Origin of the sequence: Nocardia rhizosphaerae (assembly GCF_042650365.1) — a bacterium.
Lineage (GTDB): Bacteria > Actinomycetota > Actinomycetes > Mycobacteriales > Mycobacteriaceae > Nocardia > Nocardia rhizosphaerae.
Genome location: NZ_JBHSBA010000011.1, coordinates 49,743 through 62,677 on the forward strand (window position 1 = coordinate 49,743; position 12,935 = coordinate 62,677).

Sequence of the window (12,935 nt, forward strand, 5' to 3'; positions counted from 1 at the left end):
CAATGAACGATGCATAATCGATGCATCTGACGAGAGGAGTTCGCCGATGCGACGTCAGTGGCCGTTCCGACTGCTCGGACTGGCGACCGCCGCCTACGGGCTCGCCGTCGCCGTGCGCCCCGAGGTGCTGCTGCGGCCGTGCGGTTTCGATACCGACCGGGCGGGCGGCCGGACGGTGGCGCGCATGGTCGGCTGCCGGGACGCGATCTGCGGCACCGCGATGGTGGTGGCCGTGGGCCCTGGCGTCGGACGCGCCGCCGCCGGGGTGCGCGTCGCCGTCGACCTGGCCGACGCCGTGGTGCTCGGCGCGGCGGTCGAACCCCGATTGCGCCGCACCGCGATCGCGGTGCCGCTGGTCTGGGCTCTGCTCGGGGCCGGTAGCGCGGCGCTGGCGTGGCCGTCGCGACCCACCACGGCACGGCCGTGACCCGCGGGCGGCGCCGGATCGGTCAGAATGGAGCGATGTCCGCCGGTTCCGCCCCTCTCGCCGATGCGGCCGGGTACACGGTGCGCGTGGTCGCGGACCGCCTCGGCCTCCCGACCGCCACCCTGCGCAGCTGGAATCGTCGCTACGGCATCGGGCCGGCTCAGGATCGGCCGGGTAGGCACCGGCTCTACACCGAAGCCGATATCGCGCTGCTCGAGCGCATGCTGGCGCTGATCGGCGCCGGTGCCAGCCCGGCGGGCGCCGCGGCGGCGGCACGCGGCCCCGCCGTCTCGGCCGGCGACCGCGGAAAGCTGCTCGATGCCGCCTTCGCCCTGGACTCCTCGGTCGCGGTCGAGCTGGTCGAGGCGCATGTGCGTGCCTATGGGGTGGTCCGCACCTGGGACGAACTGTGCCGCCCCGCCTTCGCCGACATCGTCGCGCGGCAAGGGGGCGGCGAGAACTGCATCGATGTCGAGCATCTGCTGTCGTGGTCGATCGCGGCGGTGATGCAGCGGGTGCCCACCGCGGCCGCGCCCGCCGGGCGGGCCGTCCTGCTCGCGTGCACCGGCGGCGAAACACATTCGCTGCCGCTGGAAGTACTGCGCGCCGCGCTGGCCGAGGAGGGGGTGGGCGCCCGGATGCTCGGTGCCGACGTACCGACCGTGGCACTGGCCGGTGCCCTGGCGAGATCGCCGGGTCCGACCGCGCTGCTGCTGTGGTCGCAGCGGGAATCGAGCGCGCTCACCTCGGCGGTGCTGGCCGGGATCGATGCGGGTGCGCGGGTGCTCGTCGGCGGTCCCGGCTGGGACGCGGCCCTGCTGCCGCCGTCGGTCGCGCGTATCGGCTCGCTCGCGGGCGCGGTAGCGGCGCTTCGCTGACCCGACTGGTCGGGGCGCCGCAAACGATGCATAATTGATTCAATTCGGGTGGATCGTCCATCCGATGGCCGGGACGGCCGGAGGAATCACATGAACGCATCGAACCGGGCAGGACCTCGCCGGGTCGCCGTCATCGGTAGTGGGGTCGCCGGGCTCACCGCCGCGTGGGTGCTCGCGCGCACTGCCGAGGTCACGCTCTACGAGGCGCAGGGCAGGCTCGGTGGGCACGCCGACACCCACCGCGTCGACCTGGGCGACGGCGCGAGCCTCGGCGTGGATACCGGATTCATCGTGCACAACGACCGCACCTACCCGACCCTGCTACGGCTGTTCGGTGAACTGGGCATCGCGACCGGGGAGACCGACATGAGCATGTCGGTGCGCTGCGATGGCTGCGGGCTCGAATACGCCGGTGCGCGTGGGCTTCCCGGTCTCTTTCCGCGCGCGGGGCAGCTCACGCGGGGACGGTACCTTCGGTTGCTGGCTGAGGTGCCGCGGTTCCACCGGCTGGCCGAGGCCGAACTCCGGGCCGAATCCGACAGCGGGCGCACCGTCGCCGAATTCCTGGCCGAGGCCGGATTCAGCACCTACTTCCGCACCCACTTCCTCACTCCGCTCATCTCCGCGGTCTGGTCGTGTGACCCCGGCACCGCCCTGCGGTATCCGGCGCGGTACCTGTTCACCTTCCTTGAACACCACGGCATGCTCACGGTGTTCGGCTCACCGACCTGGCGCACGGTCACCGGTGGGTCGGCGACCTATGTCGCCGCGGTCGCCGCCCGGCTGCACCGGGTGCGCGTCGCCACCCCGGTCCGCGCGCTGCACCGGCATGAGGACCGGGTGACTGTGCGCACCGCCGATGACGGCATCGAGGACTTCGACGCCGCTGTGATCGCCGCCCATCCGCACCAGGCGCTGGCGCTGCTCGCCGAGCCGACCGCCGCCGAACGCGACATCCTGGCGGCGATGCCGTACTCGGTGAATCACACCGTCCTGCACACCGATTCCCGGCTGCTGCCGAGGGCGCCCGGTGCCCGTGCCTCGTGGAACTACCGGTTGCCCGCCTGCGCCGCCGAACCGGACCGGGTGCTGGTCACCTACGACCTCACCCGGCTCCAGCGCCTGCCCGAGCCCGGCGGAAGGCGGTTTTTGGTCACCCTGGGCGACGGCGACCGAGTCGCCCCGGACACAGTGCTCGACAGCATGGTCTACGAGCATCCGCGCTACACCCCCGAGTCGGTGGCGGCGCGGGCCAGAACCGGCGAACTCGGCTGCGCGCGTACGGCATTCGCTGGCGCCTACCACGGGTGGGGATTCCACGAGGACGGCGCGCTATCCGGGTTGCGGGCCGCCGAACGGCTCGGCGCGCGCTGGACCGGCCGGATTCCCGCGCCGCGGGTGACGATATGAGCGCCCGGCGATCGCGCCCGGCCGGGCGCGTTCTCGGCCGAGGCGGTCAGGCGCAGCGCACGCCGGGCGCCGGACCGAGCTCGCAGCGTCGCGGGTGCCGCATCGCCAGCCGCGCGCGGGCCGACGAGCCGCGACCGCAACGGCCCTCGGCCACCGCGGGGCCGCGCCGAGGTGAGGTGTGGCGATGAGCCACAGCACCGCGTTTCGGCGGTGGGCACCTGCGGCCCAGTCGAGGTCGAGACGCCAGGATGGCGCGTGGGCCGGTCACGGCTCGGCCGACGCGCGGCTGATCCGCACCGAGATCCGGCACACCAGGTTGGCGCCGATCCGGCACGGGTTCGGCTACCACGGGCACAGCTGGCTGGTCGACCTGGATCGGCTGCCCCGGCTGCCCTGGTGGTTGCGGCCGTTCGCCGGTTTCGACGCGGGCGATCACCTCGGCGAACGCGGCGGTTCGCTGCGAGCCACCGTCGACGCGTATCTGGCCACGCAGGGTATCGACCTACGAGGCGGGCGGATCCTGATGCTGGCGGGCGCGAGGGCCTTCGGCTACGTCTTCGACCCGCTGACGCTGTACTGGTGCCGCGACCGCGACGGCACTCCGGTGTGTGTGATCGCCGAGGTGCGCAATACCTACGGTGGCGCGCACCGATACCTGCTTCGTCCCGACGCGGACGGGCGGGCCGTGGTCGGCAAGCGTTTCTATGTCTCGCCGTTCAATCCGGTGTCCGGCGAATACCGGTTGCGGGTGCCGGAACCGGACTCCGCGCTGCGAGTGTCGATCACGCTGGTCACCGAGCGGCCGATCTTCGTCGCCACCGTCGCGGGCCGGTGCGTGCCCGCCACCACCGGCGCGATCGTGCGCGCCGTGCTGACCGATCCGATTCCGCCGCTGCTCGTGGCCGCGCGCATCCGCTGGCAGGGCGTTCTGCTCTGGGCCAGGGGACTGCCGGTGGTGCCGCGCCAGGTGGCCGTGCCACAGGAGGCGCGCCGATGACCGTCGAAATCCCCACGAATCCCGTTGTCCTGCAGCGATGGCCCGATCTCGCGGTGCCGCGTGGTCTGCGCGCCGGTGTCTCGGCCCGCGCGGTCGATCTGCTGGTGCGCAGGCTGACCCGTCGGCTGCCGCTGGCGGTGAGCTATCCCGACGGCACGGTGACCGGCTCGCCGACCGCGGTGCGGCTGGTCTTGCATCGGCCCGACGACTTCGCCGCCAGGGTCGGCACGGCCGGGCTCATCGGCTTCGGCGAGTCCTACATGGCCGGTGACTGGGACTCGCCCGACCTCGTCGGCGTGCTGACGGTGCTCGCCGCCCACATCACCGACCTGGTGCCGCGCCCGCTGGCCGGATTGCGCCGGCTCCATGTCGCGGGACATCCCGCCGCCGAACGTAATTCCGAGGACAACACGCGCGACAACATCGCCAGGCACTACGACCTGTCGAACGAGTTCTTCGGGTTGTTCCTCGACGCGACGATGACCTACTCGGCCGCGCTGTTCACCGGCCCGGCCGACGATCTGGCCGCCGCCCAGCACGCCAAGATCGACCGGCTGCTCGACCGGGCCGGTGTGCGGTCCGGAACCAGACTGCTCGAAATCGGCACCGGCTGGGGCGAACTCGCGGTGCGGGCGGCCGCACGTGGCGCCGACGTGCACACCGTGACCCTGTCCGCCGAGCAGCGGGTGGCGGCTCGGGAGCGGGTGGCCGCGGCCGGGCTCACCGATCGGGTGCGGGTGGAGTTGCTCGACTACCGGCAGGTGTCGGGTAGTTACGACGCGGTCGTCTCGGTGGAGATGATCGAGGCGGTCGGCTACGAGTACCTCGACAGCTATTTCGGCACGATCGCCCGGGTGCTCGCTCCCGGCGGACGGGCCGCCATCCAGGCCATCACGATGCCGCACGACCGGATGCTCGCCACCCGGCACACCTACACCTGGATCCAGAAGTACATCTTCCCCGGCGGATTCCTGCCCTCGGTCCGCGCGATCGGCGAATCCGTCACGCGCAGCACGGACCTGCGGGTGCGCGAGGAGTTCTCGATGGGCCCGCACTACGCCCGTACGCTCCGGCTGTGGCGGGAACGCTTCGAGGAGGCGCGGCCGGAGATCGCGGCGCTCGGCTTCGACGAGACCTTCGCGCGGATGTGGCGGCTGTACCTGGCCTACTCGGAGGCGGGGTTCCGGTCCGGCTATCTCGATGTCGGTCAGTTCGTGCTCGGGCGATAGTCGCCGCGGCGGCCGAGCAGATGACGCAGCGTCTGCTCGAGATCGGGCGCGCGGAAGGTATGCCCGGCCGCGGCGAGCCGGGCCGGGATCACCCGCTGGCCCGCTTCGGCCAGTTCCCGCGCGCCTTGGCGGCCGAGCAGCAGCGCGGGCCCGAACGCCGGGACCGGAAGCAGCGCGGGCCGGTGCAGGACGCGGGCGAGTACCGCGGTGTACTCGCTGTTGCGGACCGGGTTCGGGGCCACGGCGTTCACCGGTCCGGCGAGCGAATCGTCCCAGAGCGCGCGGTGGTAGACGTCGATCAGATCGTCCAACCCGATCCAGGACTGCCACTGGGTGCCGTCCCCGATCCGGCCGCCGAGCCCGGCGGTGAACAGCGGACGCAGCAACTGCAGCGTGCCGCCCGACGGAGACTGGACGATCCCGGTACGCACCCGCACCACGCGGACGCCCGCGTCGGCCGCCGGTCCGGTCGCGGACTCCCAGCGCGTCACCACCTCGGCCAGGAAACCGTCACCGGGTTCGGCTGTCTCGGTGAGGATCTCCTCGCCCCGGTCGTAACCGTAGTAGCCGATGGCCGAGGCGCAGACGAAGGTGCCGACCCCGCAGCGCGCGGCGGTCTCGGCCAGCGCGCGGGTCGGGCCGATCCGGCTGTCGGCGATCGCCCGGCGGTGGTCTTCGGTGAACCGGCCCGCGATCGACGCGCCGGCCAGGTGGACCACGGCATCGACACCGTCGAGGAGGTCGGGGGCGGGATCGTCCGGGTTCCAGCGGCGCTCGCCTGGACCGGACGGAGCGTGGCGCACCAGCCGGATCACCCGGTGGCCGCCGGTGGTCAGGAACGCGCACAGCGCGGTGCCGACCATCCCGGACGCGCCGCTGACGGCGATGCTGCGCGCGGCGAAGCCGTGCTCGGCGGCCCGCCGGTGGGCGGCCAGGTCGTCGGCGAGCTGGCGGTAGCGGTAGTCGAACATCGGGCGCAGGACACGGGCCGGAATCGGCGTGTCGACGTGGTCGGCGACCCGAGTGTGGTCGACCCCGGCGACGGCGAAGTCGTGGGTGTGCCGCCAGGGCAGCAACCGGCCGATCGGCGCGGAGGCGATACCGTCGACGGCTACGGCATCGGCGAAACGGTGGGGTGGGTCGTAGGCGGCGGGGTCGTGCCTGGCAGCCCAGCGCAGGCCGCCGGGCAGGCCGAGCACGGCGGTGCCGTCGGCGAGGTCGTCGGATTCGCTGAGCAGCCGGACCGGTTGCCACGGGGGTGCGAGCCGGGTGAACGCGCCGGGCCTGCCGAACCAGGCGAAGACCTCGTCGCGGGGTGCGGAGACCACTGTCGAACAGTCGATGCCCATGACCCGAGTCTAGCGTCGCCCATCAGCATCATGCACCGTTTGTGCATCGTTTTATCGGCTATTCTGAGGTATGGCGTCGAGAAGTGAGATGAACGATGCGGAATTCGAGCCGTCCTTGGGGGACGCGCTGTTGGACCGGGCGATCGTGCCCGGCTACAGCAGGGTGGGGATCGCGCTACGGCGCCGCACCTGGCCCGCCGATGATCCCGCGCCCGCCGCGCTGCGTGGTGGGCGCGCGGTGGTCACCGGCGCCAACAGTGGGATCGGGCTGGCGATCGCCGACGGGCTCGCCGCACTCGGCGCCTCGACCGTGCTGGCGGTGCGTAATCCGCGACGGGGGGACGAGGCGGTCGCCGAACTGCGGCGGCGACATCCCGAAGCGTCGATCACCGCGGTCGAATGCGATGTGTCCGAGCCGGATTCGATACGCCGCTGTGCCGCCACGCTGGGCGATGCGCCGATCGACGTCCTGATCCACAACGCGGGTGTGCTCCCACCCCGGCGCCGGGAGAACTCGGCCGGACACGAACTGAGCTACGCCACCCATGTGCTCGGGCCGCTGCTGCTGACCGAACTGATCCGCCCACTGCTGGCCGCAGCGCACGGCGCCAAGGTCCTCCTGATGTCCTCCGGTGGAATGTACGCCCAGCCGCTGGCTGTGGACGATCCCGAGTACCGGAAAGGGGAGTACAAGGGTGCGCGCGCCTACGCGCGGACCAAACGCATGCAGGTGGCGCTGACCCCCGCGCTGGCGGCCGAACTCGCCGACGACCGCATCGGCGTCCACGCGGTACACCCCGGCTGGGTCGACACCCCTGGCATCGCGGACGCCTTGCCCCGCTTTCGTCGCCTCGTCCGGCCACTGCTACGCACACCCGCCGAGGGCGCCGACACCGCCGTCTGGCTCGCGGCCACCGCGAGACCACTGCCGACGGGCCGGTTCTGGCACGACCGGCGGGTACGTCCGCTGCACGTGCGATCGAGCACCCGCTATTCCGAGGCCGACGTCGCGGCGCTGTGGCGGCGCTGCCGCGCGTCGATCGGCGCGCCGGATACGGCGTGATCGTGTGCGCCGGATCCGCGGGACGGGCGCACACGAGAAGGATCAGCCGTAGTGGCAGACGTAGTGCACGGTGTCGATGACCTCGATATCGAAGGAACTGTCACCGGGAACCTCGAAGGATTCGCCCGCGCGGTAGGGGACCGCGTCGGTGGCGCCTGCCAGCAGCACGTTGGCGAAACCGGCGACGATCTCCATCCGCTCCGGGGCCGCGGTGCCGAAGGTCAGCGCGGCGGGCTGGATGACGCCGACCGACTTCTTGGTGCCGTCGGGCAGTTCGAGGTTGTAGCTGATGCACTTGCCGTCGAAATAGACGTTGGCCTGCTTGGTGACGGAGACGTTCTCGATCTTCGACATGGGTCCTTCCGGGGTGAGGGGACCCTTAGTGTAGTGACGGGCCAGAGCTCACCGAGACCTGACCCGTCACGGTCAGCTACCGTAGCGCGCCAGGACCGAACTGGCTTCCTGAGCGGCCGAACCCTCCTGGGCCAGATGGGCCATGGCCTCGGGGATCTCGCGGCCGTGATGGGCCATCGCCTGGGCGTAGAGACGGCCGGCCCGATAGGACGAGCGGACCAGCGGACCGGCCATCACGCCGGCGAAACCGAGTTCCTCGGCGACCCGGGAATGCTCGACGAACTCCTCCGGCTTCACCCAGCGATCGACCGGATGGTGGCGCGGCGACGGACGCAGGTACTGGGTGATGGTGAGGATGTCGCAGCCCGCCTCGTGCAGGTCGCGCATGGCGGCGGTGACTTCCTCCGGCGTCTCGCCCATCCCGAGGATGAGGTTCGACTTGGTGACCAGACCGGCCGCGCGGGCCGCGGTGATCACCGCCAGCGACCGCTCGTAACGGAAGGCGGGGCGGATGCGCTTGAAGATGCGCGGCACCGTCTCCAGATTGTGCGCAAGTACCTCCGGATGCGCCGAGAAGACCTCGGCGAGCTGGTCGGGGTCGGCGTTGAAATCGGGGATCAGCAGCTCGACGCCGGTGCCGGGATTGAGCGCCTTGATGGCGCGCACGGTTTCGGCGTAGAGCCAGGCGCCGCCGTCGTCGAGGTCGTCGCGGGCGACGCCGGTGATGGTGGAGTAGCGCAGGCCCATCGCCTGCACGCTCTCGGCGACGCGGCGCGGCTCGTCGCGGTCGAGCGCGGCGGGCTTTCCGGTGTCGATCTGGCAGAAGTCGCACCGGCGGGTGCACTGCTCACCGCCGATGAGGAAGGTGGCCTCGCGATCCTCCCAGCACTCGAAGATGTTGGGGCAGCCCGCCTCCTCACAGACCGTGTGCAGGCCTTCGCGTTTCACCAGGCCCTTGAGCTCGGAATACTCCGGGCCCATCGTGGCACGGGTGCGAATCCACTTGGGCTTGCGCTCGATCGGGGTCTCCGCGTTGCGCGCTTCGATGCGCAGCAGCTTGCGTCCGGCGGGGGCAGAGGCGTCTACGGCGGTCACCGCATCGACTCTACGCTCGGGGCCACGCCGGGCGTGGCGGCGGTGGTGCGATCAATGTCATGCGGCAGAACGGGAATTTCGCCGTCGAGCGCCGCGACGATCGCGTCCGCGACCAGCGGCTTGAGCTCGGCGACGGTCACCTCGCGGCTCAGCTCCCTGGTCAGCGTGGTGACACCGGCGTCCTTGATCCCGCACGGCACGATCGCCTGGAAACCGTCCATCGCGGAATTGCAGTTCAGCGAGATGCCGTGCAGGGCGACCCCGCGCTGCACCCGCACGCCGATCGCGGCGATCTTGCGTTCGGCCAGCCACTCGGTGGCGGGCAGCCACACCCCCGACCTGCCCTCGACGCGGCCGCAGTCGATCCCGAGCCCGGAGATCACCCGGATCAGCGCCTCTTCCAAGCGGCGGACGTACTGCACCACATCGACCGGCTCGGCCAGCCGCACGATCGGATACCCGACCAGCTGGCCGGGGCCGTGCCAGGTGATCTTGCCGCCGCGATCGACCTGGATCACCGGGCTACCGTCCAGCGGCAGGTCCGCTGCCTCGGTGCGGCGGCCCGCGGTGAACACCGGCGGATGCTCGAGCAGGAGCAGCGTGTCGGTACCGGTGCCGTCGGCGCGCTTGTCGGCGATCTGCCGTTGCAGCTCCCAGGCGGCGTGATAGTCGATGAGTCCGAGATCCTCGACCACGATCGGGGTCGTATCGAATCGAGCGGACGCGGTGGGGCGCGTGTCGTTCACCATCCTGACGTTACGCCCACCGGCCTGCACCGGTGCAGACACCCGGAAGGTTCGCGGGCAGGCCGGTGATCGCCGAGGTCGGGCGGGGAAGTCGCTCAGACATCGACGGGAAAAGACCGCTGCATGAGGGTGAGGTCCATCCAGCGCCCGAACTTGTGCCCGACTTCGGGGAGTTCACCGACGATGCGGAAGCCGAAGCGCTCGTGCAGCGCGATCGATCCGGTGTTGCCCGATTCGATCGCGGCGACCATCGCGTGCACGCGTCGCGAATCGGCCGCGCGGGCGAGCAGTTCGGTGAGCAGGGCGGTGGCGACGCCGCGGCGCTGGAACCGCGTGTCGACGTAGACCGAGTTCTCCACGGTGAAGCGGTAACCGGACTTGGGCCGCCACTGACCGTAGGAGGCGTAACCGGCCACCTCGCCGTCGATCTCGGCCACCAGGATCGGCATACCCGCGGCGGTGCGATCGGCGAACCAGGTCAGGCGATCGTCGAGGTCGACCTCGTCGGTGTCCCAGATCGCGGTCGATTCCGCGATATTGGTGTTGTGGATGACCAGCACCGCGGGCAGGTCGGCCTTGTCGGCGTCGCGGACGATCATCGGTCGCCGACCACCGCCGCGAGGGCGGCGCCGATGGTGGGGTGCCGGAAGACGAAGCCCGCGTGTTCCAGCGCGGCGGGGATGGCGCGGGGGCCGCGCAGGATCGCCTCGTCGGCGAACTCGCCGACCAGGGCGCGCATCGCGAAACCGGGGACGACGAACGGGGTAGGGCGGTGCATCGCACGGCCGAGCGCGCGCGTGAATTCGGCATTGGTGACCGGGGCGGGACCGACGGCGTTGATCGGGCCCGACACCGTGGCGTGGGTGAGCGCGAAGACGATCGCGCCGATCTCGTCGTCGAGGGAGATCCACGGCATGTACTGGCGGCCGCTGCCGAGCCTGCCGCCGAGACCGAGCCAGTACAGCGGGTGCAGCATGTTCAGCATGCCGCCGTTGCGGGCCAGCACCACGGCGCTGCGGACCAGGACGGTGCGCACGCCCGCGGAACCGGCCGGTGTGGTCGCGGCTTCCCAGTCCCGGCACAGGGTGGCCAGGAAACCGGTACCCGCTGGGGCGGTTTCGTCGACGACCGCGTCGCCGGTGTCACCGCCGTAGTAGTGCGCACCGCTGGCGTTGACCAGGGTCGGCACTCCGGCGGCGGCGACCGCGGTGGCGAGGACGTCGGTGGGGGTGATCCGGCTGTCGCGCAGCGACTGTTTGTAGTCACCGCTCCAGCGGCGCGCGCCGATGTTCGCGCCGCACAGGTTCACCGCCGCGTCGGCCCCGCGCAACGCCCGCTCGTCGAGCTGGGCGCGCGCGGGATCCCACGTGAATTCGTCCGGTGCCGCGGCAGCGCGGCGCACCAATCGCGACACCTGGTGCCCGTCGCGGCGCAGAGCCGCGACGAGCGCCGTCCCGATCAGCCCGGACGAACCGGCGATCACCACCTTCATCGGTGCCGGAAACCTCCGCTACAGACCGAGATCGGCCTCGAACGAGGCTTCCTCGAGCCGGTGCCGGACCGTGGTCAGGAAGCGGCCGGCGTCGGCGCCGTCGATAAGCCGGTGATCGTAGGTCAGCGGCAGGTACACCATCGACCGCACACCGATGGACTCGCCACCGGTCTCGTCGGTCACCACCACCGGACGCTTGACGATCGCGCCCGTGCCCAGCATCGCCGACTGCGGCGGAACCAGGATCGGGGTGTCGAACAGCGCGCCCTCGGACCCGATATTGGTGATGGTGAAGGTGCCACCGGACAGCTCGTCCGGCTTCAGACCGCCGTTGCGGGCGCGGTGGGCGATGTCGGCGATCGCGCGGGCCAGCCCGGCCAGCGACAGGTCACTGGCGTTGTGGATGACCGGCGACAGCAGGCCCTGCTCGGTGTCGACCGCGATACCCAGGTGCACCGACGCGTGGTAGGTGATCTCCTTGGTGTCCTCGTTGTAGGAGGCGTTCACGTTCGGGTGCACCCCGAGGGCCTCGACGACGGCCTTGGCGAAGAACGGCAGGTACGTCAGGTTGACGCCCTCGCGATTCTTGAAGGAGGCCTTCGCCTGCTGGCGCAGGTGCGCGATCTTGGTGACGTCGGCCTCGTGGACCTGGGTCAGCTGCGCGGTGGTCTGCAACGATTCGCGGGTCTTGGTCGCCGTGATCTGGCGGATCCGGTTGGCCTTCTGCGTGGTGCCGACCAGAGCGGCCAGCTTCGGCTCCGGCGCCTGCTTGGCCGGGGCTGCGGGCGCGGCGGCGGCCGGTGCCGGAGCGGCGGCGGGCGCCTTCTTGGCCTCGGCGGCGGCGAGCACGTCCTGCTTGCGGATGCGGCCGCCGACACCGGAACCGGTGAGGGTGGACAGGTCGACATTGTTCTCGTCGGCCAGCTTGCGCACCAGCGGGGTGACGTACGGCGAGCTGCCGTTACCGCCCGCGGCGGGTGCCTTCTCCGCGGCGGGCGCTGCGGCCGGAGCAGGGGCGGGCGCGGGAGCAGGGGCAGGCGCGGGAGCAGGGGCGGGCGCGGGAGCAGGGGCCGGAGCCGGCGCGGGAGCCGGTGCCTCGGCGGCGGGCGCCGGGGCGGGTGCGGGAGCAGGCGCGGCGGCCGGAGCGGGCGCACCGCTGCCGATCACACCGAGCTGACCACCGACGGCGATGACGTCGTCTTCCTGGGCCGAGATCTCCAGCAGGGTGCCCGCGACGGGCGAGGGGATCTCGGTGTCGACCTTGTCGGTGGACACCTCGAGCAGCGGCTCGTCGACCGCGACGGTGTCGCCGACGGCCTTGAGCCACCGGGTGACGGTGCCCTCGGTGACCGACTCGCCCAGCTCGGGCATCTTCACCGGCGTGCCGGAGGCGGCGGGGGCCGCTGCGGGAGCGGGTTCGGGGGCGGCGGCCGGTGCCTGCGCCGCGGGGGCGGGCTCGGGCTCGGGGGCCGATTCGGCGGGTGCAGCGGCGGGCGCGGGCGCGGAGGCGGCGGCCTCGCCGGGTTCGCTGATCACACCGAGCTCACCACCGACCTCGACGACGTCGTCCTCCTGGGCGACGATCTTCGACAGCACACCGGCGGTGGGCGACGGGATCTCGGTATCGACCTTGTCGGTGGAGACTTCGAGCAGCGGTTCGTCGACCTCGACCGTGTCCCCTTCCTGCTTCAGCCACCTGGTCACCGTTCCCTCGGTGACGCTCTCACCAAGAGCCGGCATCTGGACGGAGAAGGCCATGTTCTCTGACTCCTCGACTGTTCGACGGGTAATACAACAGTGCATCGTTTCCGGCAGACACCCGTCGCGGGTCGCGGCGAGCATCCACCCCGCCGTCCTCGGCGGGGTACCCGGGAAGCGTTGGTTCTTGTTCCGGC

Annotated in this window: 13 protein-coding genes; 6 read left to right on the forward strand and 7 right to left on the reverse strand. The window is 71.4% G+C overall.

Translation table 11 applies throughout. The features are described 5' to 3' along the window. Positions 1 to 46: 46 nt before the first annotated feature. The 5 genes from ACFOW8_RS19725 (at position 47) to ACFOW8_RS19745 (ending at position 4,941) form a co-directional block, all read left to right on the forward strand. Positions 47 to 427 (forward strand): hypothetical protein, encoded by a 381-nt coding sequence (locus ACFOW8_RS19725; RefSeq protein WP_378552372.1) that lies wholly within the window; start codon positions 47 to 49, stop codon positions 425 to 427. Between the two features lie 35 nt (positions 428 to 462). Further along, complete coding sequence (locus ACFOW8_RS19730) at positions 463 to 1,305, forward strand: MerR family transcriptional regulator (RefSeq protein ID WP_378552373.1); 843 nt, start codon at positions 463 to 465, stop codon at positions 1,303 to 1,305. A gap of 90 nt (positions 1,306 to 1,395) precedes the next feature. After that, positions 1,396 to 2,715, forward strand: coding sequence for an NAD(P)/FAD-dependent oxidoreductase (locus ACFOW8_RS19735; RefSeq protein ID WP_378552375.1), 1,320 nt, complete (start codon positions 1,396 to 1,398; stop codon positions 2,713 to 2,715). A 184-nt stretch (positions 2,716 to 2,899) separates the two neighbouring features. After that, positions 2,900 to 3,712 (forward strand): DUF1365 domain-containing protein, encoded by an 813-nt coding sequence (locus tag ACFOW8_RS19740; protein WP_378552376.1) that lies wholly within the window; start codon positions 2,900 to 2,902, stop codon positions 3,710 to 3,712. Next, positions 3,709 to 4,941, forward strand: coding sequence for a class I SAM-dependent methyltransferase (locus ACFOW8_RS19745; protein ID WP_378552377.1), 1,233 nt, complete (start codon positions 3,709 to 3,711; stop codon positions 4,939 to 4,941). The genes ACFOW8_RS19740 and ACFOW8_RS19745 overlap by 4 nt, the downstream gene beginning before the upstream one ends. Here the strand turns inward: ACFOW8_RS19745 and ACFOW8_RS19750 are convergent. Beyond that, complete coding sequence (locus ACFOW8_RS19750) at positions 4,920 to 6,290, reverse strand: TIGR01777 family oxidoreductase (protein WP_378552378.1); 1,371 nt, start codon at positions 6,288 to 6,290, stop codon at positions 4,920 to 4,922. The genes ACFOW8_RS19745 and ACFOW8_RS19750 overlap by 22 nt on opposite strands. Before the next feature lie 88 nt (positions 6,291 to 6,378). Between ACFOW8_RS19750 and ACFOW8_RS19755 the strand changes: the two genes are divergently transcribed. Further along, a complete protein-coding gene (locus tag ACFOW8_RS19755) occupies positions 6,379 to 7,353 on the forward strand; it encodes an SDR family NAD(P)-dependent oxidoreductase (RefSeq protein ID WP_378552379.1) in 975 nt (324 codons plus the stop codon). Positions 7,354 to 7,395: 42 nt separating this feature from the next. Here ACFOW8_RS19755 and ppnP read toward each other — a convergent pair whose 3' ends face one another. The 6 genes from ppnP to sucB all read right to left on the reverse strand — a co-directional run bounded on the left by ppnP (position 7,396) and on the right by sucB (position 12,798). Next, entirely contained in the window at positions 7,396 to 7,707 is a 312-nt protein-coding gene (ppnP, locus tag ACFOW8_RS19760; RefSeq protein WP_378552380.1) for a pyrimidine/purine nucleoside phosphorylase, read from the reverse strand. A 72-nt stretch (positions 7,708 to 7,779) separates the two neighbouring features. Continuing rightward, complete coding sequence (lipA, locus tag ACFOW8_RS19765; protein WP_378552382.1) at positions 7,780 to 8,802, reverse strand: lipoyl synthase; 1,023 nt, start codon at positions 8,800 to 8,802, stop codon at positions 7,780 to 7,782. After that, positions 8,799 to 9,551 (reverse strand): lipoyl(octanoyl) transferase LipB, encoded by a 753-nt coding sequence (gene lipB, locus ACFOW8_RS19770; protein ID WP_378552385.1) that lies wholly within the window; start codon positions 9,549 to 9,551, stop codon positions 8,799 to 8,801. The genes lipA and lipB overlap by 4 nt, the downstream gene beginning before the upstream one ends. Positions 9,552 to 9,643: 92 nt before the next feature. Next, the gene (locus ACFOW8_RS19775; RefSeq protein ID WP_378552386.1) at positions 9,644 to 10,147 is read right to left on the reverse strand and encodes a GNAT family N-acetyltransferase; all 504 of its coding nucleotides are present in this window, start codon (positions 10,145 to 10,147) and stop codon (positions 9,644 to 9,646) included. Then, a complete protein-coding gene (locus tag ACFOW8_RS19780; RefSeq protein WP_378552387.1) occupies positions 10,144 to 11,040 on the reverse strand; it encodes a TIGR01777 family oxidoreductase in 897 nt (298 codons plus the stop codon). The genes ACFOW8_RS19775 and ACFOW8_RS19780 overlap by 4 nt, the downstream gene beginning before the upstream one ends. An 18-nt stretch (positions 11,041 to 11,058) precedes the next feature. Then, positions 11,059 to 12,798, reverse strand: coding sequence for a 2-oxoglutarate dehydrogenase, E2 component, dihydrolipoamide succinyltransferase (gene sucB, locus ACFOW8_RS19785; protein ID WP_378552388.1), 1,740 nt, complete (start codon positions 12,796 to 12,798; stop codon positions 11,059 to 11,061). Positions 12,799 to 12,935: the final 137 nt, after the last annotated feature.

What these genes read in the sequence shown, in the direction of transcription:
- ACFOW8_RS19725 (WP_378552372.1), top strand. Translation starts at nt 47, where the DNA reads ATGCGACGTCAGTGGCCGTTCCGACTGCTCGGACTGGCGACCGCCGCC.
- ACFOW8_RS19730 (WP_378552373.1), top strand. Translation starts at nt 463, where the DNA reads ATGTCCGCCGGTTCCGCCCCTCTCGCCGATGCGGCCGGGTACACGGTG.
- ACFOW8_RS19735 (WP_378552375.1), top strand. Translation starts at nt 1,396, where the DNA reads ATGAACGCATCGAACCGGGCAGGACCTCGCCGGGTCGCCGTCATCGGT.
- ACFOW8_RS19740 (WP_378552376.1), top strand. Translation starts at nt 2,900, where the DNA reads ATGAGCCACAGCACCGCGTTTCGGCGGTGGGCACCTGCGGCCCAGTCG.
- ACFOW8_RS19745 (WP_378552377.1), top strand. Translation starts at nt 3,709, where the DNA reads ATGACCGTCGAAATCCCCACGAATCCCGTTGTCCTGCAGCGATGGCCC.
- ACFOW8_RS19750 (WP_378552378.1), bottom strand. Translation starts at nt 6,290, where the DNA reads ATGGGCATCGACTGTTCGACAGTGGTCTCCGCACCCCGCGACGAGGTC.
- ACFOW8_RS19755 (WP_378552379.1), top strand. Translation starts at nt 6,379, where the DNA reads ATGAACGATGCGGAATTCGAGCCGTCCTTGGGGGACGCGCTGTTGGAC.
- ppnP (WP_378552380.1), bottom strand. Translation starts at nt 7,707, where the DNA reads ATGTCGAAGATCGAGAACGTCTCCGTCACCAAGCAGGCCAACGTCTAT.
- lipB (WP_378552385.1), bottom strand. Translation starts at nt 9,551, where the DNA reads ATGGTGAACGACACGCGCCCCACCGCGTCCGCTCGATTCGATACGACC.
- ACFOW8_RS19775 (WP_378552386.1), bottom strand. Translation starts at nt 10,147, where the DNA reads ATGATCGTCCGCGACGCCGACAAGGCCGACCTGCCCGCGGTGCTGGTC.
- ACFOW8_RS19780 (WP_378552387.1), bottom strand. Translation starts at nt 11,040, where the DNA reads ATGAAGGTGGTGATCGCCGGTTCGTCCGGGCTGATCGGGACGGCGCTC.
- sucB (WP_378552388.1), bottom strand. Translation starts at nt 12,798, where the DNA reads ATGGCCTTCTCCGTCCAGATGCCGGCTCTTGGTGAGAGCGTCACCGAG.